At 48.4% G+C, this 17,911-nt stretch carries 20 protein-coding genes, 2 tRNA genes and 1 pseudogene; 6 read left to right on the top strand and 17 right to left on the bottom strand.

Annotated elements, in window-relative coordinates; translation table 11 throughout:
* Complete coding sequence (ispD, locus tag MKZ32_RS04395) at nucleotides 1-681, bottom strand: 2-C-methyl-D-erythritol 4-phosphate cytidylyltransferase (protein WP_239796143.1); 681 nt, start codon at nucleotides 679-681, stop codon at nucleotides 1-3.
* 457 nt (nucleotides 682-1,138) lie between these two features.
* Here ispD and MKZ32_RS04390 point away from each other — a divergent pair.
* Nucleotides 1,139-1,567, top strand: a pseudogene (locus MKZ32_RS04390) (universal stress protein); the annotation flags it as partial.
* 39 nt (nucleotides 1,568-1,606) lie between these two features.
* Nucleotides 1,607-2,011: a universal stress protein gene (locus MKZ32_RS04385; protein WP_420887754.1), complete on the top strand. Its 405-nt coding sequence runs from the start codon at nucleotides 1,607-1,609 to the stop codon at nucleotides 2,009-2,011.
* 422 nt (nucleotides 2,012-2,433) lie between these two features.
* Here the strand turns inward: MKZ32_RS04385 and MKZ32_RS04380 are convergent, their stop codons facing one another.
* The 16 genes from MKZ32_RS04380 to ybgC form a co-directional block, all read right to left on the bottom strand.
* A complete protein-coding gene (locus MKZ32_RS04380; RefSeq protein WP_239798096.1) occupies nucleotides 2,434-2,901 on the bottom strand; it encodes a DUF2726 domain-containing protein in 468 nt (155 codons plus the stop codon).
* Nucleotides 2,902-3,149: 248 nt separating this feature from the next.
* Entirely contained in the window at nucleotides 3,150-3,380 is a 231-nt protein-coding gene (locus MKZ32_RS04375; RefSeq protein ID WP_239796142.1) for a YciI family protein, read from the bottom strand.
* On the bottom strand, nucleotides 3,380-3,526 hold the full coding sequence (locus tag MKZ32_RS04370; protein WP_239796141.1) for a hypothetical protein: 147 nt from the start codon (nucleotides 3,524-3,526) through the stop codon (nucleotides 3,380-3,382). The genes MKZ32_RS04375 and MKZ32_RS04370 overlap by 1 nt, the downstream gene beginning before the upstream one ends.
* Before the next feature lie 219 nt (nucleotides 3,527-3,745).
* A tRNA-Thr gene (locus MKZ32_RS04365) sits at nucleotides 3,746-3,821 on the bottom strand.
* A gap of 59 nt (nucleotides 3,822-3,880) precedes the next feature.
* Nucleotides 3,881-3,956: transfer RNA gene (locus tag MKZ32_RS04360), tRNA-Lys, on the bottom strand.
* 62 nt (nucleotides 3,957-4,018) lie between these two features.
* Complete coding sequence (gene queC, locus MKZ32_RS04355) at nucleotides 4,019-4,696, bottom strand: 7-cyano-7-deazaguanine synthase QueC (RefSeq protein ID WP_239796140.1); 678 nt, start codon at nucleotides 4,694-4,696, stop codon at nucleotides 4,019-4,021.
* Complete coding sequence (gene queE, locus MKZ32_RS04350) at nucleotides 4,693-5,352, bottom strand: 7-carboxy-7-deazaguanine synthase QueE (RefSeq protein ID WP_239796139.1); 660 nt, start codon at nucleotides 5,350-5,352, stop codon at nucleotides 4,693-4,695. The genes queC and queE overlap by 4 nt, the downstream gene beginning before the upstream one ends.
* A gap of 35 nt (nucleotides 5,353-5,387) precedes the next feature.
* Nucleotides 5,388-5,804 carry a YbgF trimerization domain-containing protein gene (locus MKZ32_RS04345; protein ID WP_239796138.1) on the bottom strand — a complete coding sequence of 139 codons (417 nt, stop codon included), beginning with the start codon at nucleotides 5,802-5,804 and terminating at the stop codon, nucleotides 5,388-5,390.
* Between the two features lie 6 nt (nucleotides 5,805-5,810).
* Nucleotides 5,811-6,485: a peptidoglycan-associated lipoprotein Pal gene (gene pal / locus MKZ32_RS04340; RefSeq protein WP_239796137.1), complete on the bottom strand. Its 675-nt coding sequence runs from the start codon at nucleotides 6,483-6,485 to the stop codon at nucleotides 5,811-5,813.
* Between the two features lie 185 nt (nucleotides 6,486-6,670).
* A complete protein-coding gene (gene ybgF / locus MKZ32_RS04335) occupies nucleotides 6,671-9,109 on the bottom strand; it encodes a tol-pal system protein YbgF (protein ID WP_239796136.1) in 2,439 nt (812 codons plus the stop codon).
* Between the two features lie 7 nt (nucleotides 9,110-9,116).
* The gene (locus MKZ32_RS04330) at nucleotides 9,117-10,745 is read right to left on the bottom strand and encodes an OmpA family protein (protein WP_239796135.1); all 1,629 of its coding nucleotides are present in this window, start codon (nucleotides 10,743-10,745) and stop codon (nucleotides 9,117-9,119) included.
* A 30-nt stretch (nucleotides 10,746-10,775) separates the two neighbouring features.
* Nucleotides 10,776-12,035 (bottom strand): Tol-Pal system beta propeller repeat protein TolB, encoded by a 1,260-nt coding sequence (gene tolB / locus MKZ32_RS04325; RefSeq protein WP_239796134.1) that lies wholly within the window; start codon nucleotides 12,033-12,035, stop codon nucleotides 10,776-10,778.
* Between the two features lie 18 nt (nucleotides 12,036-12,053).
* On the bottom strand, nucleotides 12,054-13,526 hold the full coding sequence (tolA, locus tag MKZ32_RS04320) for a cell envelope integrity protein TolA (RefSeq protein WP_239796133.1): 1,473 nt from the start codon (nucleotides 13,524-13,526) through the stop codon (nucleotides 12,054-12,056).
* The gene (gene tolR / locus MKZ32_RS04315) at nucleotides 13,523-13,945 is read right to left on the bottom strand and encodes a protein TolR (RefSeq protein ID WP_239796132.1); all 423 of its coding nucleotides are present in this window, start codon (nucleotides 13,943-13,945) and stop codon (nucleotides 13,523-13,525) included. Before tolR ends, tolA begins: the two co-directional genes overlap by 4 nt.
* Entirely contained in the window at nucleotides 13,942-14,616 is a 675-nt protein-coding gene (gene tolQ, locus MKZ32_RS04310) for a protein TolQ (protein WP_239798095.1), read from the bottom strand. Before tolQ ends, tolR begins: the two co-directional genes overlap by 4 nt.
* 14 nt (nucleotides 14,617-14,630) lie before the next feature.
* On the bottom strand, nucleotides 14,631-15,050 hold the full coding sequence (gene ybgC / locus MKZ32_RS04305) for a tol-pal system-associated acyl-CoA thioesterase (RefSeq protein ID WP_239796131.1): 420 nt from the start codon (nucleotides 15,048-15,050) through the stop codon (nucleotides 14,631-14,633).
* Between the two features lie 335 nt (nucleotides 15,051-15,385).
* On the opposite strand from ybgC, the gene MKZ32_RS04300 reads away from it, so the two are divergent.
* The 4 genes from MKZ32_RS04300 to MKZ32_RS04285 all read left to right on the top strand — a co-directional run bounded on the left by MKZ32_RS04300 (nucleotide 15,386) and on the right by MKZ32_RS04285 (nucleotide 17,909).
* On the top strand, nucleotides 15,386-15,607 hold the full coding sequence (locus tag MKZ32_RS04300; RefSeq protein WP_239796130.1) for a hypothetical protein: 222 nt from the start codon (nucleotides 15,386-15,388) through the stop codon (nucleotides 15,605-15,607).
* A gap of 366 nt (nucleotides 15,608-15,973) precedes the next feature.
* Nucleotides 15,974-16,537 carry a GspH/FimT family pseudopilin gene (locus MKZ32_RS04295; RefSeq protein ID WP_239796129.1) on the top strand — a complete coding sequence of 188 codons (564 nt, stop codon included), beginning with the start codon at nucleotides 15,974-15,976 and terminating at the stop codon, nucleotides 16,535-16,537.
* Nucleotides 16,528-17,064, top strand: a complete 537-nt coding sequence (pilV, locus tag MKZ32_RS04290; protein ID WP_239796128.1) for a type IV pilus modification protein PilV — start codon at nucleotides 16,528-16,530, stop codon at nucleotides 17,062-17,064. Before MKZ32_RS04295 ends, pilV begins: the two co-directional genes overlap by 10 nt.
* A gap of 44 nt (nucleotides 17,065-17,108) precedes the next feature.
* Nucleotides 17,109-17,909, top strand: a complete 801-nt coding sequence (locus MKZ32_RS04285) for a PilW family protein (protein WP_239796127.1) — start codon at nucleotides 17,109-17,111, stop codon at nucleotides 17,907-17,909.
* Nucleotides 17,910-17,911: the final 2 nt, after the last annotated feature.

Raw genomic sequence — 17,911 nt, 5'->3', positions numbered from 1 at the left:
TTATTTTCTATTAGCTAACAGCAATTCCGCCAACTCAATATCTTGCGGATAAGTTACCTTAAAATTACTGGCACTGCTTGTCACGAGCTTGGGATGAAACCCCAGCGCCTCGACTGCAGAGGCGTCATCCGTTACATTCGGGGCACTTCGTAGCGCCTGCAACAATAGTCCAGTGCGAAACATCTGCGGAGTCTGCGCCTGCCATACTCCCTCACGATTCTCGGTCTGCACAATTCGGCATTCAGCATCGGCTCTCTTCAAAGTATCCGCCACCGGCACAGCAAGAATGCCGCCAACCTCGTCGTCGCGCGATACTTCAATCAAGTGTGCAAGCTGCTTATGGCTCAAACAAGGCCGTGCAGCATCATGTACCAGCAGCCAGTCATCGAGTTCAAGTTCTGCGGCCATTAGTCCATTCAGCACGCTTTCCGCGCGCGTTGCGCCACCACAAAATAGCGGCTGCAACTTATCTCCGAATAGCGACCAGTCATAACCATGCCAGTACATGTCATGCGGTGCGAGCACTACAAAGACAGTCTTGACGTCCGAGCTGGCACACAACGTTAACAGTGCGTGATAAATCATCGGCTGTCCGGCCAGCTGTAGGTATTGTTTTGGTAACTCACTACCCATGCGAGAACCACAACCAGCGGCGGGGACAAGTGCGAAAATTTCAGACATTGCTTGAAGGGGAAATGCGAACCTATTCACTCAGACCGTCGCAAGCCCGATATGAACTGCAGGATAACCCGAATCTGTTTCCACGGCCGTAAGAATTAACATGGTTTCCACCTTATAATAACATTCTATAATATTGATTTATAGGTAATTTTTTGACTTTCGACTCCGCTCTCGCATCACTATGACAGCCATGCAAAAATTTTCTTGATTGTATCAAAACTTTGATCCTTAACGTTCAGCATACACTCCTTGGACATTACACATGGATTGCAACCAGTTTTGCTAATCGGCGATGGACAAACTTTAAGTATGAGCTGGTATCGTTTGTTCGTTATATTTTAGCAACGACGATAAAAAGCAGTTGTAAACGGTTGCTGGCAATGTTAACTTTTAACTCGTTTTAAATAATCTAAATTGATGCGTAAAGATTGAAGATACCGCGTCATGAACGAAAGGGATGATGGTGGACATCCAAGCTATTCTGGCAGCTACCGACTTCTCTCCTCACGCGGAGCAAGCTGTCGCACGCGCGGCGCTTCTTGCTCAACAACACAAGGCCACTTTGCACTTACTGCATGTGCTACCTACAATCTCATGGAAAATGTTTGGACAGATGCTCTCTGAGCATCCGCTGGTGACGGAAAAATAACTATATCAAGCAGCCAATGCACGCTTGAGCGACGTAGCTGACGCCTGCCGGAAGCGTTACGCCATACCGGTTCAATTCCATGTAGAGGTCGGCAAGCCGCATGAACATATCGCCAACTATGCACGCTGGCACGCAATCAACCTGACGATATTGGGTTCTCATGCCGACAACTTCGCGCGTGACTTGTTCATCGGTTCCACTGCACTCAGATTTTTGCATGAAGGCACCCATCCGGCGCTGATTGCCAAAACTTTGCCACGTGCACCGTATCGCACAGTGCTGGTTGCGGTAGATTTTTCGGACATATCCCGCACTGCAATTGACAGCGCGGCAAAGATTGCGCCGGGAGCTGTCATCCATGCGCTGCATGTCTATGATGTCCTATTCGAAGGCAAGATGCGTTACGCCGGTGTGGACGAAGGCGTGATCCAGCAATATCGCGAGGCGGCGGATATAGAAGCATCGCGCATGATGCATGAATTTCTATTGAGGCCGGGACAGCACGGCGCGACATTACCAATCGTGCGATACGGCCACCCTTCCCGTGTCATTCTTGACGAAGCGCACACATTGCACGTCGACCTGATCTTGATGGGCAAACATAGCCGTCCAGGATTAAACGAATTGTTTCTGGGAAGCGTGACAGAAGCTATTCTTACGGCCTTGATCGCGACTTGCTAGTGGTTACAGACTAGGGAGTTACAGAGCACAAGAAAACATGATGCTTCGAGAAATTATTGTGCGAGCCGCGTTGCTTTTCTTGCGTTTCTTCAGGATAAATACTACGTGGTACTTACAGCCCCACCTCATGTAGCTTAAACTCTAGCACTCTTTCATCATGAATCTCTATCTCTTAGTCGAGATTACGGATTCATTCTCACCGAGGTATAGGTCAAACCTTTGTGAGTCCCCGGCAGGACCGATGGTTTACCTCAGTGAATTAATAAAGCGGCGCTTGCTGGCTGATTTGGAACAACACCTAATTGATGATACCAGTCTTGTTGAACTGTTTGAATATGTCAACCATACGAGATTGCTAAACTAGCATAACGGATAACCGTAAGACCATTAAAATAGAAAATGTCTCAAGATAACGTAACGGTTTATTTGGTAAATGCTTGACGAATAGCGGGTTCATCAGGTAACGCGCTAACATGCCAACGTATGAGCTCTATTCCAGCAGCCGACAACGCCTTTCCTTTCTTGGCATCAGCCTCAATACGTGATGCCTTCTCGTGGGTTTTGTCATCAAGTTCTACAGCGGCAATAATAGTTGAATCCTTTAGGCATACAATAAAATCGAGACTCATACGATTGATGCGGTTGTTCCACTCGCGGAAATTAAATCCCTTCTGCACTCCGAGTACCTGAGATAGCTGCACTTGCGCTAATACAATGCACTGTGGCATGGCAGCGACCAGACGATGATAAAGAATTTGCTCTGGTTGAGTGAGTGGTTTTTTTGCATAAAATGGCCACGGTACATTACTTCCATCGGAAGCCCCGCGTCTTTTGATAATGACAAGAATAATAGCAACAAGTGCTATAAGAACGATTGCAACAAGCAGCATTTTCACTGTTAGATATCCCTCAATGATGTAAAACAGCCTTTTACTTACTTAAAGTAAAACATCGCAGCAACCTGCAAAAATTTTAAATACGGTATCAAAACCTACGTTTACATAGGTAACCGACCGAACACTTGAACATGATACTGTTAGGACATCGGCTATTTTGGTCCGAGCTTTAATTGTGAATTAGGTGATTTCCTAAGGTATTCTTAAGCGCAGCAAATTGGAGCAATAAGTTAGCCATCCCGCTAACTCGCCGCAGCCGCCTGAACGCCCGCATTAAAATTAGATAATTCATGTACTTGCCGAACCGCGATGATTTCATTGTCCGAAGCTGGGCAGGGTGACGCCCACTTAACCGCCTCTTCCTTGGACCTCACTTGAATCATCCAATAGCCGCCGAGCACCTCTTTCACTTCGGGAAAGAGTCCATCAGTGATTTTCGGCTTGCCCCCGGAGAACGTAACCCGAATGCCCATTAATGGCAGGTGAAGACACCATCAAGTGAGAGCGGCACACCAGCCTGGTGCAATGATTCATTGTATTTCATCATCACTTCAACCACCTTGGCATTGGGCATACTGCCTAGCATTGCACTCTCGTACCCTGTGGTAATTATCAGCATCCTGAACGCATGATAGAACCCCCTCTGATTTGAGGTTATATGCTCAGCATCCTGAGTATGGAGTTCGTGACTAACGTTAGGATATTTTGAGCCTAGCCGATAAATATTTTATGAACTAATTAGAACCCGTGCTATTGAGCAAATCCGATTACAAACTGGTTACATTTTAATAAATCGCTGGATATGAAAAACCTGCATAGCCGCAAGTCTTTGTTTATCTGGTGCCGCTTGTCGGATTCGAACTGACGACCTACCGCTTACAAGGCGGTTGCTCTACCAACTGAGCTAAAGCGGCGATAAAACTATTGATGTGCCATTCAGATATTCTAATTCAACCGAACCGCACACTGAAACTGGTAGGTCGTGCCAGATTCGAACTGGCGACCAACGGATTAAAAGTCCGCTGCTCTACCGGCTGAGCTAACGACCCATATCCCTAAAGAAGGGCGCATTATACGGACTTTACCTGCCCTGTCAACGCGACAGAATGCATCATCCTGCAATGCGATAGCGTGTCGGATCAACTATTCCAGCGGTTTTAAAGCCGGCTCGGCGCAGTTGGCAGGAATCACACACAGCGCATGCGCGACCATCCGAATCGGCTTGGTAGCAGGACACTGTCAGGCTGTAATCCACACCAAGTCCCGTACCTAGTTTGACTATGTCGGCCTTGGATAGACGCAACAAAGGCGCGTGCAATGTCAAAAATTTGCCCTCTACCGCTGCCTTGGTGGCGAGATTTGCCATGCTTTCGAAGGCCGCTATATATTCTGGCCGACAGTCGGGATAGCCAGAAAAGTCAACTGCGTTCACCCCAATGAATATGTCCTGCACCTGCAATACCTCCGCCCAAGCCAAAGCAAGTGACAGCATGATGGTGTTGCGCGCAGGTACATAGGTCAGCGGAATGCCTGTCGTTGTCTGTTCCGGCACTGCAATGCGCTTATCCGTCAAGGCAGAGCCACCAAATCCAGTTAGGTCAACGCTGATAACTCGCTGTTCAATCGCACCGAGCGCCTGTGCCACATGCTCTGCTGCTGCAAGTTCAGCATAATGGCGCTGCCCATAGTCCACACTCAATGCATGGCAAATGTAGCCCTGCTGTTTCGCCATGGCCATCACAGTGGCTGAATCCAGACCGCCTGACAACAACACTACTGCATTCTTCATTTTCCCTGCTGGTTTCCCCACAATAACTTGTGCAATTGTACTTGCAGCCGCACCGGCAAGCTATCGCGCAGAATCCAATCGGCCAATACTGTAGGTGACAATTGATCTTGTGCAGGCGAAAATAGTACGGTACATTTATCAACCAAATCACGTTCACGCAGCACCTGCTTGGCCCATATATAATCGGACTCATTGCATAAGACAAATTTGATTTCGTCGTGTGCATGCAACGCAGTAAGATTGCTCCACAAGTTCTTTTTCACTTCGCCTGATGCTGGGGTCTTGATGTCCAGAACCTTCATCACACGCACATCGACACTAGACACATCCAGCGCCCCGCTTGTTTCCAATGACACCTCGTAACCTGCATCGCACAAGGCACTTAGCAAAAGCAAGGAGTTTTTCTGCGCCAGAGGCTCACCCCCAGTAACCGTAACATAGCGCGTATGATGCCGTGCCACGGCAGTGAGTATTTCCGCAACTGTCATATTCTGTCCGCCGCTAAAAGCGTAAGCAGTATCACAATATGAGCAACGTAGCGGACAGCCAGTCAGACGCACGAAGACGGTTGGCAAGCCGACGCGGCTCGTTTCGCCTTGTAAGGAATAAAAAATTTCGGTGATGCGCAACTGCTCGCTGACGGAGCACGTAATCATGGAAATCTGCTCTATTTAAGACATGCCAGCATGTTTCATGGCTTTATCGACCGAGGTGGCACGGCAGCTTCAAGCTTTTCAAAACGGCGTACGCGAGTATCCAAATCAATATAAGAATCTCTCTGCCGCTTCTCCGCATCTTGTAAACTATGCGCTAGCTCTTCGTTCTGCCCCCGTAACCTGCGCAATTCAGCTTTCTGTGTCTCGATCTGCGCTTGAAGGTCGAGTATCTCACGGGTTTGCTGCTTACGAGTCTCAATCTGTTGCTTTATAGTATCAGCTTGCTGCTTGATTGTTTCAGTGTGCAGCTTGCCGCTACCTTCCAGATTAGACACACGCTCTTTTAGTTGACGGATTTGATTATGAGCCTCTTCATCGGTGAAGAAGGCAGCATGTGCAGAACATGCTGCAACGGTACTCCATCCAGCAAATAATAAAACGTGAAGTTTCATGCCGACCTACTTTGAGGTGTAATTCAAATCAGTACGGCGATTTTGAGCCCAGGACGACTCGTCATGCGTTTTATCTTTAGGTTTTTCTTCGCCATAACTGATCGACTCAATCTGGCCTTCTCTAGCACCTCCCATTAGCAACCTCTTTTTTACTCCATCGGCGCGACGCTGCCCCAAAGCCAAATTATATTCGCTACTCCCACGCTCATCCGAATTTCCTTCCAGACGCACTGTACGGCTTGGATGCTCGGCTAGGTATTCAGCATGTGCTTGCACAATGGGCTTATCTTGCTCTGATATGGTATCTACATCGGTTGGATAATAAATAACACGCTTAGCCAGTAAGCTGTTCGGATTATTAAAGGGATCATTCGCTTCAGATTCAGCAGAGCCAGAGCCAGAGCCAGAGCCAGAGCCAGAGCCAGAGCCAGAGCCAGAGCCAGAACCAGAACCAGAGCCAGAGCCAGAGCCAGAACCAGGGTAAATTGTCACACCAGAAGCACTTGTAACTGGATGATCGCCAGTTACTGATGTATTAGGAAGAGTGGTTGCATCCATGGATGGATCATTATTACCGTCTTTTTTTATACTCGCTGCAGGAGGTTTAGCGCAAGCAACTAGAAAGTGTATTAGTAATATGCTCATCACTAATTTTTTAAAATTTTTCATTGTATTCATCATATCAGCTCTCGCAAAGTTGCTACTTTTAAAAAAAGCCCTAACGTTATCCGCATACATCTTTTATTTTAAGAATATATCTTATTCATTCTGTCATCGCTAACATATGGTTGCGCTCGAATGCTAACTGACAAAATACCAAGGATATTATAGGCACACTCACTGCGAAATATCGGACAAGGACGCACTTACTTGAGGGTGTCAAGGCGTTTCTTGGCCTGATCAGCTATTTTGCTTGCGGGGTATTTAACGATTATTTGATTGAGCGTTTTCTTGGCCCCAACTATAGCCTTAAGTTGATGTTGACTATCAGCAATATTTAACATAGCGTCTGGCACATTAGGGCTGGATGAATACTTGCTCACCAACAATTGATAGCTGTCCAATGCACTCTTGTAATCTTTCAACGCAAAATAGGCATTACCCATCTCATAGTGGATATTAGCCGCGTGCTTCGATTCAGGATATTTTTTTAGAAATTCCTGAAAAACATTAATGGCATTCTGATGGTTACCGGCTTTAACATGGCCATGTGCCAATTCATAAGCACGATTTTCAATGTTGATAGTATCTGTTTCCAAGCCATTTCCATTAGCTGCCTTGATAGACGAAGATGGTGGAGGTGTATTCCCACCTCCAGCTGCTTTGGCAGGCTGAGAGGTAGACGGCACTGATGATGTCCCAGCAACTATCGATTCAAAATGACGCAGACTGGCATCCATATCAATATAGAAATCTTTCTGCCGTTTCTCAGCATCCTGCAAGTTGCGCAAGAGATCTTCGTTCTGGTTGCGCAACCTGCGTAACTCTGTGTTTTGTGCATCATCAATCTTCGTTTGCAGGTCAAGCATTGAATTATTTTGCTGCTTGTTAGCTTCTCCCTGCCGCTGTTTCGATTCCTGCAAGTTGTGTAGTAAATCCTCGTTCTGACTACCCAACTTGTGTAATTCTATATTCAGTGAATCAACCTGCGCTTGCAGCTTGCGTATAGAACTTGTTTGTTGCTTGCTAATTTCTGCCTGCCGCTTTTCCACTTCCTGCACGTTATGCAACAACTCTTCGTTCTGATCTCGTAGCATGGTTGCTTCATCATCTTGGGTCCCAATCTTTTTTTTCAGATCAAGAACAGCTACCGTTTCAACATGGCGCAAACGGCTATTTAAATCACTGTTGAAACTTTTTTGTTTTTTTTCTATTTCCTGCAAATTGTGCATAAGCTCTTCATTCTGAATTCGTAATTCAGCGTTCTGTGCTTCAATATTTCCTTGTAAATCATGTGTGGAACTGATTTGTTGCTTATTGGCTTCTACCTGCCGCTTTTCCATATCCTGTAAACTATGCGTTAATATTTCTTCGTTGTGACTGCGTAACTTAGGTAATTCTTCATTCAGAACCTGGATCTGCTTTTGTAGTTCAAGTGGAGATACCGTTTCAAAATGGCGCATGCGAGTATCCAGATCGGTATAAACATCTTTCTGACGTTGATTCGCATCCTGTAATCTGTGATCCAAATCTTCATTCAGACCCTGCAACTTACGAAATTCTGCGTTTTGAGCCTCGATCTGCACTTGGAGATCCAGCATAGCTTGAGTTTGTTGCTTGCCGCTTTCTTCCAGCTGGGAGGTGTTTATCTTAAATTCTGCTTGCTGCTGGTCGACAATGGAATTAATTTGTTGCTTACTGATTTCCTCCAGCTGAGAAATACGTATTTTGAATTGGGCTTGCTGCTGATCAAGCATGGCATTAACTTGTTGCTTGCTGGTTTCTTCGACCTTTGCCATACGCTCATTGAGCTGCGCTTGTTGACCAAGTAGAGCGCTGGCTTGTTGTTTGCTAGCTTCAATTTGCTGCTTGCTGGTTTCTTCTAAATAAGAAATGCGCTCATTAAACTGCGTTTGCTGACCGAGCAAAGAGCTTAATTGTTGTTTGCCGGTTTCTTCAAGATGAGAAAGGCGTTCGGTGAGCTGCGTTTGCTGACCGAAAAGGGAACTAGCTTGTTGTTTATATGTTTCAACTTGTTTTTGACTGGTTTCGGCTTGTTGCTTACTTCTGTCTTCTATCTGAGAAATATGCACCTTCAACTGCGTCTGCTGATCCAGCATAGCACCAGCACGTTGTTTCAATGTCTCAAGTTGTTTTGTGATTTCGATCTGTTGTTTGCTGCTTTCTTCTAACTGAGAAATGCGCGCCTTCACCTGCGCTTGTTGATCTAATAAAGAGCTGGCCTGTTTTTTATTAGCTTCCGCCTGCCGCTTCTCAATATCCTGCAAATTGTGCAACAACTTTTCATATTGGACGCGTAAATTGAGCAACTCTTTTTCATGATCCTTATAGAGATTTGTCTGTCGCTTTTCCGTATCCTGTAAATTGTGAACACGTTCTTCGTTCTGCCCATTCAACTTGCGCAATTCCGTTTTTTGGGCCTCGATCTGTGTTTGCAGCTCATTAAACAATTGGAATTGTTGCTTAATGGTTTCAACTTGCTGTTTGCCAGTACCTTCCAGAGTGGTTAGGCGCTCTCCTAGTTGCCGGATCTGATTGTGCGCCTCATCATCGCTGAATAGTGCAGCTTGAGCCTGGCCTATAACAACACACAGTCCTGCAAACAGCAAAGCTTGAAACTTCATGCCTGACTTACTTGACGTTATAGTTTAAGTCGGTGCGGCGATTTTGTGCCCAGGCAGCCTCATTATGTGCAGTAGACATCGGCTTTTCTTCACCATAACTAGTCGACTCAACCTGACCTTCTTTTACACCACCCACTAACAACATCTTCTTCACACCATCGGCACGACGTTGACCCAAGGCCAAATTGTACTCACTACTCCCTCGTTCATCGGCATGACCTTCTAAACGCACTGATCGATTTTGATGTTCAACTAAATACTTGGCATGAGCTTGCACAGTGCGCTTATCCTGTTCTGGTACGGCATCAGTATCGTTTGGATAAAAGATACTGCGCTTAGCCAGCAAGCTACTCGGGATACCCAGAGAATCATCAACGACTGATTCCCGTGCTGCAGCCGCCTTAGCAGCATCTCGTGCAGCATTCGCCTTAGCGGCATTCTGCGCAGCAGCCGCATTAGCCGCTTCGCGTGCCACTGCCACATCAGCAGCTGCCTGTGCAGCAGCAGCCTTCTTGGTGGCTTCAAGTTCCGCCGCAGCCTTGGCTGTGTTGGCTGTTTCCCGCGCAGCGGCCGCACTAGCTGCTTCGCGTGCCGCTGCCGCATCAGCAGCTGCCTGTGCAGCAGCAGCCTTGGCGGCTTCAAGTTCCGCCGCAGCCTTAGCTGCGTTAGCTGCTTCCCGCGCAACAGCCGCACTAGCTGCTTCGCGTGCTTCTGCCGCATCAGCAGCTGCCTGTGCAGCAGACGCCTTGGCGGCTTCAAGTTCCGCCGCAGCCTTGGCGGTATTAGCCGTTTCTCGCTCAGCCGCGGCACTAGCTGCTTCGCGTGCTGCTACCGCATCAGCAGCTGCCTGCGCTGCAGCCGCCTTAGCTGCTTCCAGTGCAGCATTTTGTACCTCAGCTGCATGAGCCGCTGCTAACAATGCGGCCTCTTCAGCCGCAGCCTTTGCAGCAGCTGCTTTGGCAGCTTCCAGTGCAGCGTTTTGAACCTCAGCAGCACGTGCCTCAGCCAATGCTGCCTCTTCAGCCGCAGCCTTTGCAGCAGCTGCTTTGGCAGCTTCCAGTTCCGCATTTTGAACCTCAGCAGCACGAGCCTCTGCTAATGCTGACTCTTCAGCTACAGCCTTTGCTGCTGTTTCTTCAGCTGCTACCTTTGCTGCTGTTTCTTCAGCTGCTACCTTTGCTGCTGTTTCTTCAGCTGCTACCTTTACTGCTGTTTCTTCAGCTGCTACCTTTGCTGCTGTTTCTTCAGCTGCTACCTTTGCTGCTGTTTCTTCAGCTGCTACCTTTACTGCTGTTTCTTCAGCTGCTACCTTTGCTGCTGTTTCTTCAGCTGCTACCTTTGCTGCTGCCTCTTCAGCTACAGCCTTTGCTTCTACCTCTTCAGCCACTGCTTTTGCCGCTGCCTCTTGATCTGCTGCCTCGTTAGAAATAGAAGCTGAATTAGAAAGTTGAGGCGCGCTATTCTGATCATTTAAGGCGTCAACCGCCACAGATGCACCAGGAGCAGAATCCACCGCTGCTGACATGGGCGCATTAGCTGCCCGCCCCCTCTTTTTGAGGTCACCCACAGGCGGCTCGTCGCTGGCACAAGCAACTAATAGGCTCGCCAACAATACTCCAATCACTATGTTTTTCATCCTCTATCCCTTATCCCTAATTAAATAATGTTACTGCTTCAAAAAAGGCCCCCAAATCGGCTCACGAACATCCCCTGCCTGTGAGGACAACTTCTGCTTAACCCTGCCATCGCTGGAAACGATTGCCAGTATACCACGGCCCTGCGCCTCAGTTGCAAACAGGATCAGCTTTCCGTTGGGTGAAAAACTTGGTCTTTTTTCCCATCCACCTTCGGTCAATAACTGCATCTGCCTGGTCTGAAAATCCTGAACGGCAATATTAAATCGCCCACTCGCCTGATGCGCAAAAACAAAACTCTTGCCATCCGGACTATATCGGGGGGAGAAGTTATTGCCACCCTCAAAGGTCAACCGCTCCGCCGTCTTCCCTTCTACTGGCATCCTATAAATTTGCGCGCTGCCTCCGCGATCAGATGTAAACAACAAATACTGCCCATCCGGAGAAAAACTAGGCTCTGTATCGATCGCACCGCTAAACGTAAGGCGACGCAAATCGGTGCCATCCGGACGAACCAGGTATATCTGCGGACTACCATCGCGCGTCAGCACGACGGCGAGATGCTTGCCATCCGGTGCCCATACAGGGGCGCTATTACTTCCCCGTGCATTAGAAAGCACCGTTCGTTGATTAGTCACTAACGACTGTACATATACAACCGCATGACCCTGTTCTAATGTCACATAAGTAAGCTGGCTGCCGTCCGGCGACCACGCTGGCGACATAATAGGCTCATTGATCGACAGCACAACTCGATCGTTATAACCATCACTGTCCGCCACCACCAGGCGGTTATTCTTACCTTGCCGATTTACATATGCAATACGCGTGCTGAATACCCCAGGATTGCCCGTGAGCTTTTCATATATTAGGTCGGCAATGCGATGACCTATGGCACGCATTTGATCACCTTTGGCGGTTACAGCTTGGCCAAACAACTCAGTTTGCTTAACTGCATCTAGCAAACGGAATTTAACCGTGACACGACCATCCTGCTGCGTCTCTACACTACCAATGGCTAAAGCTTCCACACCACGCCAGTCGGCATATACAACCTCGGATGGCTCATGCGGTGTCTTGCTTGTCGGGTTAACCAACCGGAACAATCCACTGCGCTTCAAGTCAAGGGACACTACTTCAGTAATGCTCTGAGCAAGTTTCTCTTCGTTGGCAAACGGCACGATAGCAACCGGAATCTGGCGTTCTCCTGCCCCTACAATATCGATGGTCAACACAGCGCGAGCAGGTAGAGCGGTGCAAAGCAAAACCAGCCAAATCCAATAACGTAACATATTCACTCCTCTCATTAACTATTCCTTTGGACTAAATTTGAGATGCAATTCACGAAAATTGTTGAATAACGCCGCATCTGGCGGCAAGGGCAACGGCTCCGCTTTCTTAATGGCGCGTTCCACAGCGCTGTCATACGCCGCGCTCCCACTCGGCTTAACCAATATTGCATTCAACACCATACCGCCAGGCAGTAAGGTTACGTCAAATTCCGCACGCGCATTATACGGTATATCCGGCAGCATCACGATGTTGCGACGTATTTTAGCGATAATCTTGGCCTTATATTCAGCCACCTCCTTGCCTATGGCTGCGGCTTGAGCAGCACGAGCGCGCTCTTGCTCAGCTTGCGCTTTCTGCTCGGCGCGCGCGCGCTCCTGTTCAATCTTCGCTTTTTGATCAGCTTGCGCCTTCTGCTCAGCCAGCAGCTTCTGTTCCGCTAGCAGCTTTTGCTCGGCCTGCACCCTCTGTTTCGCCCGCTCTTTCTCCTCGGCCTGCTCTTTCTTCTCAGCTAGAGCTTTCTGATTCGCCTGCATCTTTCGTTCGGTCTCAGCTTTTTGTTCCATTTCAGCTTTTCGTTCGGCCTCAGCTTTTCGTTCGACCTCAACTTTTTGTTCCATCTCAGCTTTTCGTTCGGCCTCAACTCTTCGCTCCGCCTCAGCTCTTCGTTCCGCCTGTGCCTTTTGTTTAGCCAAGATCTTCTGCTCGGCCTGGGCCTTCTGCTCCGCCTGGACCTTCTGCTCCGCTTCAGCCTTCTGCTCTGCCTCAATCTTATGTTCGGCCTGGGCCTTCAGTTTAGACTGAACATCCGCCTTTTCTATTTGGCGCTTAGCCTCAGACTTCACAGCTTCCTGAAATTTTTCCTGCAACCGTTTCTTTTCAGCCAATTCGAAATCGGCTTTAAGTGACGCCGCAGACTTCACCGGTTCAATCACTTTGGTTGGCTCGACTTTCTCCAATTGAGCCTTGAGATTACGACGTATCTTGGCAACAATATTAGCCTGCTCGGCACGAGCTCGCTCATGTTCAGCCCGCACCTTCTGTTCTTCAATCATCTTCTGCTCAGCGTGCGCCCTCTGCTCCGCTAGCACCTTCTGCTCAGCCTGTACCCTCAACTTTTCCTGTCTCTTTTGCTCAGCCTGCACATTCACTTTTTCTATTTGCCGCTTAGGCTCTGTTTTCATCAGCTTGGATTTTTCCTGAGGCCTTTTCTTTTCAGATAATGCTATATCAGCCTTAGGTGGCGCCACAGGCTGCACAGGCTTATCCAACTTGGGCCGCTCAATCGGTAGTTTAGGAGGCTCAACTTTAACTGGAACTGGAGCTGTCTCCATTCCAGGTAAACTATCCCAAATATCCACCACCATGCCCTGTGGAGGCTGCACCTTCCAGCTGGCACCAAAATATAACAGTGCGAAGAATACGCAGTGAACAGCCAATGCCAATGCCCCAGCACGAAGCTTGTAGGGTTTGGCATACACGATCGCGCTCATCGCCCCGTGGTTTGCGCCAACAGACCAACCTTCTTAATCTGTTGCCGTTGCAACACGTCCATAATGCTGATCACTTCTTCATAGCGCACATTCTTATCGGCAGAAATCACAACTGGCTGATCCACATTCAGTGCCTGCTTCTGCTTGAGGAGTTCAATTAATTCTTCGCGTGTGACACTCTGCTCCTGACCCTTCTTACTTCGATCATTCAGCGCCAGCGTAGTGTCTTTCTTAATAATCACTTCTAATGGCGCAACAGGTGGAGCGAGTGATTTACCCACGCTGGGCAGATCGATCTGCCCAGGGTTCATCAGTGGCGCGGTAATCATAAATATCACTAGCAACACCAACATCACGTCTATGTAAGGCACGACGTTAATATCGCTCATTGGACGCATAGCAGAACGGCGTGGGATCATGGCTGACGTTGCAGTACGTTAGAGAATTCTTCCATAAAAATTTCAAAACGTGATGACAAACGCGTAATATCATGTGAATAACGATTGTAAGCAACCACGGCGGGAATAGCGGCAAACAAACCCATCGCAGTAGCTATCAATGCCTCGGCTATGCCGGGCGCAACGTGCGCTAACGTGGCTTGGCCAACATTGGCCAAGCCACGGAATGCATTCATAATTCCCCACACCGTACCGAATAATCCGACATAAGGACTCACCGAGCCAACTGTAGCTAAGAAGGCCAAATGCGATTCAAGAATATCCATTTCGCGCTGATAAGTGGCGCGCATGGCACGACGCGTGCCATCCATCACCGCATTGTTGTCCATATCATGTTTCTTTTTGAGCTTAAGGAACTCAGTAAAGCCAGATGCAAAAATTCGTCCCATACTGCCCGAATCACCGCGCATTACAGAAGTATTTTGATACAACCTATTGAGGTCATCATTATTCCAGAATGATTCTTCAAATTCCTCACTTTGCTTCACCGCCTGCCTGACAGTAAACATCTTAAGAAATATGAACCACCATGACATCAATGAAACAAGTAATAACAAACCCATTACCAATTGAACAAGTACGCTGGCGTTCTGAATCAAATGGATAAACGATAAATTCTGTGTTACATCCATATTTACAATATCCTTTAATTTTTCCATTGCTCTCGCAATGCTTCCGGCACACTCACCGGCTTGAAATTATCCATTGTCACGCATACAAGATCTATTTCCGCCTCAACCAGTACATCCTCGCCGCGCAACACTTGCTGACACAAGGTCACACGACTACGCCCGAGATCCTTCAGTTGCGCGCTGACAGCAAGTAAATCATCAAGCAAAGCGGGCTTGAGATAATCCAGCCTTAGTGAACGAACCACAAACACCATACCAAATTCGCTCATCAACCCCTTATTACTGTAACCATAACACTCCCGTAACCACTCAGTCCGCGCGCGCTCCAAAAAGTTCACATAGCTACCATGATATACCACTCCTCCTGCATCGGTGTCTTGGAAAAACACCCGCACTGGCAATGAAAAATTTGATTGACGGATTGAATGAAACATATTTATTTAATCTTATAGAGTTTTTCTCACCAAGAATCTAACGTACTGTACTGAACAATGCCATTCATATCGTCAGCCGCATATTTCTATATTAACAAGGCATCAGTTGAACCGACAACCCCTCCCGGCTCCACTGTGCTAATTAAGCTGTCATCACACTTGTGCTTTCACTCCAACGAACTTCAGTTATGTATGAAACTCCAATGACTTCGACAAATTGAATTAAATACTCACGAAAAATCCTGGACGACACACTCTAAACTTTGGCTCGCCAAGCAGTCGCAACTCATATGGTAAGTATTATGGTTATAGCATGATGGAAAATCGTACGAGGCATGGCGGCATACCCATGTACGCATCGCACCGCGATGCTAGAGCTGATTTTCACCACTCAGGACGCGGAAAGCGTCCGGAATGTCACCAAGGGAGATCGCAAGTCAGCATCATACACAACTACGGATGCACCGAAGGCCGACACAGATTACCCGCAGCACCTACGTCACACTGTCCGCCGCGTTGGTTTGGCACACACCTTTTACCCCATCCACACCGCCTGATGCACGTTACCTATGCAGATTTAGCTCGACACCCCATTTAGCTACGAGGCAGGGCATTTGCCGATGGGAATGCCGGTGGAACGTGTCTTGCTCCCGTGCCGCAGCCTGAGACGCCAATGCCTACAACAATATTATGAGTCTATGAAAAGGCTTGAAATAGCTGCTTATTCTAACAAACGGGCTATGGGATTGTGGAAGTCTGCAATTAGGCTTGGTCTGTATTAAAGTTAACGATGTCAGTGCCGATAACAAGTATGTGGTGAGCTACGCCAAAGTAAACCCAATGAGCTGTCCGTATATTCTGGCAAGGTGACCATTGGTCTGAGCAAAGTGGTATTTGTTTCAAGCCTATCGATAGAATGAGCTATGGAAAACAAACTCCCATTATTAGGTAAGCAAAGAGTCGATACATTGCGTGGGCAAACGGGGCTCACGCTAATCGAATTGCTGGTCACGATCGCAATTTTGGCAATTTTGCTGTCAATCGCTGTGCCCAACTTCATTACGTTTGTGCAGAACAGTCGCCTGGTCGGGCAAACGAATGACCTGGTCACCGCACTCAATTACGCCAGAAGTGAAGCCATCAAGCGCGGTGTTCGGGTTTCAGTATGTAGCCGTTTGGACAATGCTACCTGTTCAGGTGCGACTGTATTTAATTGGGATGCGGGCTGGCTGGTATTTATTAATCCCAATGGCGATGCAATGGTGGATGCAGGCGAAACAGTGCTGCAAGTGCGGCAACCGCTAGAAAATGGCAATACGCTACGCACGGCGGTGAGACAACGTGTAACGTATCAAAGCTCCGGTTTTTCCCCCAACGGTGACACTTTCCGTCTTTGCGACGGTCGTGGACCAGCAAGTGGGCGGGCCATTATGGTGAGTTTGCAAGGGCGGGTAACGACTAACACAGGAACCTCAGCATGCCCCTGACCAAAACACAATCCGGCTTCACTCTGCTCGAAGTCCTTGTGGCAATCGTGGTGCTGTCACTTGGCTTGATCGGGCTGGCGGGATTGCAAGCCGCCAGCCTAAGCAACAATCAGACTGCCTATTATCGCGGCATTGCCACCCAACAGGCGTACGACATCGCCGATCGGTTGCGCGCCAATCTGGCTGGCGCGGGTTCGCTTCATGGTTTTAGTTACAACAATTTGACGGCAGGCCTCCCGGTTGGAAACCCCGACTGCTTCGCAGCGGCCTGCACCCCCGAAAATATGGCCATTTCCGACCATCGTCAGTGGAACACGGCCAATGCAACCTTGTTGCCTAGCGGCAATGGAACCGTCGTGTGTGCAGATGGCCCTGCTGCAGCGGGATGTACCGCAGCCACGGGCAACTGGGTATTCAACATCACCGTTATGTGGACTGAAAAGAGTATGGGAGGGGTCGCCGATCCGAGCTGTCCGGTCGGGTCGCCAGCCAACATGCGTTGCTTTGTGACGAGTATCACCCCATGAGAAGCATGTTGTCTTCGCCCCACAAAGCAATGCCTCAACTTGGTATGCCTAGGCATCAGGAAGGTTTTTCGCTAGTGGAACTCATGATTGCGATTACGCTGGGTCTGATTGTGCTGCTGGCCGTTGGTTCGATTTTCATCGGCAGTCGGCAGACCTACCGGGTTCAGGAAGATAACGCCCGCCTTCAGGAAGCAGGTAGATATGCGCTGGAAGTGATTGGCCGCAGCATCCGGCAGGCAGGCGCGAATGCGGAAATGAATTTCAACAAAACGGCAACCGCGTTGCAATGTAATGTACCGGGTGTATGTGACGCTATTGGGGGAGTTAATGGTGCCACCACTGATGCGCTAACTGTGCAATTTTATGCGGGGAGTGAAGAATTTATTTCCCCTAGTTGGATAGCCCGTGATTGTATTAGTGGTATAGCTACAGTAGGCCAAGTGGTTACCAACACATTTAGCATCACCGGTACTGATCTGCGATGTACGGTCAGTGGAGGAGGCGTGCAGCCACTGGTTGAAAATGTCGAAGACCTTCAGGTGGTGTACGGCATTGATGATACCGATGTTTCCGGAAGCCCAAACTATCGGTCAGCTGATTTATATGTGTCAGCGCCCACTGTAGCACAGTTGCCAAGTGTCGTGACCGCGCGCGTTTGTGTGCAGATTAGATCGGCCAATAATGGTCTGACCACCTCTCCGCAAAGATATCTGAACTGTGCAGGTGCGCTAGGTGTCGATACCTCGGCGACGGGCTTTACCACAGCATCTGCCGGGGATCTGCGCCTGCATCGCAGCTTTGTGGCTACCTACAACCTGCGTAACCGCGTTGCTGCTGCGCCTTAAAA

Origin of the sequence: Candidatus Nitrotoga arctica (genome assembly GCF_918378365.1) — a bacterium.
Classification (GTDB): Bacteria; Pseudomonadota; Gammaproteobacteria; order Burkholderiales; family Gallionellaceae; genus Nitrotoga; species Nitrotoga arctica.
This window is presented reverse-complemented; position numbering and strand designations above follow the sequence as displayed.

Coding starts and splice junctions, on each gene's coding strand:
- ispD (WP_239796143.1), bottom strand. CDS start 681: ATGTCTGAAATTTTCGCACTTGTCCCCGCCGCTGGTTGTGGTTCTCGC.
- MKZ32_RS04380 (WP_239798096.1), bottom strand. CDS start 2,901: ATGCTGCTTGTTGCAATCGTTCTTATAGCACTTGTTGCTATTATTCTT.
- MKZ32_RS04375 (WP_239796142.1), bottom strand. CDS start 3,380: ATGGGCATTCGGGTTACGTTCTCCGGGGGCAAGCCGAAAATCACTGAT.
- MKZ32_RS04370 (WP_239796141.1), bottom strand. CDS start 3,526: ATGCTGATAATTACCACAGGGTACGAGAGTGCAATGCTAGGCAGTATG.
- queC (WP_239796140.1), bottom strand. CDS start 4,696: ATGAAGAATGCAGTAGTGTTGTTGTCAGGCGGTCTGGATTCAGCCACT.
- queE (WP_239796139.1), bottom strand. CDS start 5,352: ATGATTACGTGCTCCGTCAGCGAGCAGTTGCGCATCACCGAAATTTTT.
- MKZ32_RS04345 (WP_239796138.1), bottom strand. CDS start 5,804: ATGAAACTTCACGTTTTATTATTTGCTGGATGGAGTACCGTTGCAGCA.
- pal (WP_239796137.1), bottom strand. CDS start 6,485: ATGATGAATACAATGAAAAATTTTAAAAAATTAGTGATGAGCATATTA.
- ybgF (WP_239796136.1), bottom strand. CDS start 9,109: ATGAAGTTTCAAGCTTTGCTGTTTGCAGGACTGTGTGTTGTTATAGGC.
- MKZ32_RS04330 (WP_239796135.1), bottom strand. CDS start 10,745: ATGAAAAACATAGTGATTGGAGTATTGTTGGCGAGCCTATTAGTTGCT.
- tolB (WP_239796134.1), bottom strand. CDS start 12,035: ATGTTACGTTATTGGATTTGGCTGGTTTTGCTTTGCACCGCTCTACCT.
- tolA (WP_239796133.1), bottom strand. CDS start 13,526: ATGAGCGCGATCGTGTATGCCAAACCCTACAAGCTTCGTGCTGGGGCA.
- tolR (WP_239796132.1), bottom strand. CDS start 13,945: ATGATCCCACGCCGTTCTGCTATGCGTCCAATGAGCGATATTAACGTC.
- tolQ (WP_239798095.1), bottom strand. CDS start 14,616: ATGGATGTAACACAGAATTTATCGTTTATCCATTTGATTCAGAACGCC.
- ybgC (WP_239796131.1), bottom strand. CDS start 15,050: ATGTTTCATTCAATCCGTCAATCAAATTTTTCATTGCCAGTGCGGGTG.
- MKZ32_RS04300 (WP_239796130.1), top strand. CDS start 15,386: ATGGCGGCATACCCATGTACGCATCGCACCGCGATGCTAGAGCTGATT.
- MKZ32_RS04295 (WP_239796129.1), top strand. CDS start 15,974: ATGGAAAACAAACTCCCATTATTAGGTAAGCAAAGAGTCGATACATTG.
- pilV (WP_239796128.1), top strand. CDS start 16,528: ATGCCCCTGACCAAAACACAATCCGGCTTCACTCTGCTCGAAGTCCTT.
- MKZ32_RS04285 (WP_239796127.1), top strand. CDS start 17,109: ATGCCTAGGCATCAGGAAGGTTTTTCGCTAGTGGAACTCATGATTGCG.